Origin of the sequence: Loktanella sp. SALINAS62, assembly GCF_018263905.1 — a bacterium.
Classification (GTDB): Bacteria; Pseudomonadota; Alphaproteobacteria; order Rhodobacterales; family Rhodobacteraceae; genus Loktanella.
Genome location: NZ_JAAFZU010000037.1, coordinates 1 through 2602 on the forward strand (window position 1 = coordinate 1; position 2602 = coordinate 2602).

1 protein-coding gene and 2 pseudogenes are annotated in these 2602 nt (G+C 53.8%); all 3 read right to left on the reverse strand.

Annotated features, from left to right (window positions below; translation table 11 throughout):
- Positions 1-368: 368 nt before the first annotated feature.
- Positions 369-1196 carry a lysophospholipid acyltransferase family protein gene (locus GZH79_RS13145; RefSeq protein WP_249219181.1) on the reverse strand — a complete coding sequence of 276 codons (828 nt, stop codon included), beginning with the start codon at positions 1194-1196 and terminating at the stop codon, positions 369-371.
- 235 nt (positions 1197-1431) lie between these two features.
- A pseudogene (gene queF, locus GZH79_RS13150) lies at positions 1432-1745 on the reverse strand (preQ(1) synthase); the annotation flags it as partial.
- A pseudogene (locus tag GZH79_RS19060) lies at positions 1743-1898 on the reverse strand (IS256 family transposase); the annotation flags it as partial. The pseudogenes queF and GZH79_RS19060, both read right to left, overlap by 3 nt.
- Between the last annotated feature and the right edge of the window lie 704 nt (positions 1899-2602).

Consider the following 2602-nt stretch of genomic DNA (forward strand, 5'->3'; position numbering starts at 1 on the left):
GGGTCGATTGGTATAACAACCGCCGGCTATTCGGTCCCATCGGATACACCACACCCGCAGAAGCAGAGGAGGCATTCTATGCAAATCTTAACACACTCGATAAAGTAGCCTGACGTTGAACAAATCAGCCTCCGGCAAACCCGGCGCGGTTCAGCCCGAGCGCCGCGATGATCTACGACCGGCAGCCCTTCGTCGACCACGTCCGCCGCATCGACGAGAGACGCATCCTCGGCCCCATGGAAATGCGCGGAGCGCCCCCTACTTTTTTCTGCTGACCAGAATGGGCAAAACGATCGAATAGTGAGGTGTTTTGATGGTGGCGTTAGCGAATGTGATCAACCTTCGTGCGACTGCAAAGATGACGCAGGTTAAGGCAATAACAATCGCTCCGCCTCCATCTGCGCTTCGGCCTTTCGCGCGAACAGTTCGGCCGACATCCCAGGTGGGATCGGTGGTAGATATGAGACTGTGATTGTCCCACCACGCTTGCTTGATCCGCTGGGCCCCCAGAATTTGCCAGAGTTCACCAACACGGGTAGCACGGGTGCCCCCAGCTTTGAATACAGCAGCTCTATCCCACGCTTGAACCTGATTGGCTCCATCCCGTCCATCCGTGTCCCTTGTGGAAAGACGAGAACTGAGCGGCCGGCGGCCAGCGCTTCACGGCTTTGGTTCAGCATAGCCTTGAATGCCTTGGACCCGCTCTCACGATCAATGATGATCATTGGTGATTTTCGCAGATACCAACCGATTATCGGGATCTGCAGAAGTTCGTGCTTGGCGACAATTGCGACATCCGGGAAGAGAACAAGGGCTGCGAGCGTTTCCCAAGTGGATTGATGATTGCAGACGATGAGACAGGGTTCGTCCGGAATCAGGTCGCGACCCTTTTCGACATAACCCAGCCCTACGATATGCTTTAGCCCGAACAAGATTCCGCGCACCCACAGACGAGTTGCAGCCCTAATTGCTTTTCGCGGCGACCCAGACAACCAAAAGACGAGTACTCCCAAAGCGAATAAAGCGGTCCAGCCGGCAAGAAATCCGTCGAACAGGAGTGATTTCAATTTTATCTTGGTCATGTGAAATTTCGTTATCATCTGATGTGTGGGAAAGGTCAAGTCGCCCTGTGCGAAGCGGTAGATCGGACCGTCCTTTGCCAGGAACGATGGACATAAAAATGTGTCAAAGAGCATGTCGGGAACTCCCGCTCTGGTAGAGCAAAGCGATACCTGTTGACGGTCAATGCTGCAACAACATCAAGTTTCGGTGGATGAAGTGCTGCACAACGCATGCATGGCTGGTCTGGCGAAGCTGCATTGTAGCATAGAAGCTACCGGCGAACAGCAACTCAGGGCCGCTTTTGAGTTGCTGAAGTAGCCGATTAAGGTAAGACGCTGCAACCGATCTAGTGCCGGCAGTCAGCTCGATCTACCCTCTGCCGCGATAGGGTGGCACGCCTTGGTCTGGGATCCACACACCTTCTGGCATGGGCTCAGTCGCAAAAAAGCATCGATCGGGATTCCGCCGCGCGGATACCAGTAACCTCCCATCCGCAGCCATTGCGGATTCAGAAGGTCGACCAAACGCCGCGCAATCGAGATGATACAATCTTCGTGGAATGCCCCGTGGTGGCGAAATGACCCCAGAAAAAGTTTGAGCGATTTTGACTCGACGAGAAACTCGCCCGGTTTATAATCAATGACCAAATGTGCGAAATCGGGCCGGCCCGTCATGGGGCATAAGTATCCATGACGGACAAGACGTGCCCGACCGTCCTCAAGCTTTTCGTTAGAAAAGGCCGTGAGCGCGGCCAGCTCGGCATGGATCGCCTGTTCGATCAGCTTGCGCGCACCATCGCGGAGAACGTCCGTGAATGGTCGGATGAAAAACCCGATGGATCGAGCAACTGGTGATGGTAGTTTCTTGCATGTGGTATATCTTTTTCTCAGCAGAGAATTGACGGCGACTCGACACCGCCATGATATGCCGCCCTTCAGGGCATCCTGCGCGTTTCTCAAATCGTTATGCTGTCAGCGTCAAAATTGAAGCTGACTTTCGACAAACACACCTCTGCTTGGCGTTTGACACGAAAAAGGGTCACGGCTAACCCGATTTCATAAAGGGCGCTTCGGCTAAAATCGGTCCCGACTACACTACATCCGCGTGAATAAACTCCTGTCGTGGAACTTGTCACATTACGCGGCCTAATCGGGTGCGTACTGCTTAAGGGTCTTGGTATGATAGTGCTCGCAAATGTATCCATACGCGCGCTCGAACAGTTCAGCGTTTTGGTGAAGCTTGAAACATCGAGGGAGCCAGCAGCAGTCTTACGATCCGGATGAGCTGTCCACGTCGTCCGGCGGGAACAACAAATCTCTTTAGCCGTTGACTACAAGAGCAGTGAGCAAGCGCGCGAAAAGGAGACAGAACCATGGATCAGCCACTTGAAATCGCTTGGCGCAACACAGATCGGTCAGACGCGCTTGAGGCCCGCATTCGGGACAGCGCTGATGACCTGCCACGGGATTTTTCCTCTATTTGGAATGAGAGTCCGACCCAACGAAGGGACGGACAATGAAGCGAACGAGATACAGCGAAG

Coding starts and splice junctions, on each gene's coding strand:
- GZH79_RS13145 (WP_249219181.1), bottom strand. CDS start 1,196: ATGCTCTTTGACACATTTTTATGTCCATCGTTCCTGGCAAAGGACGGT.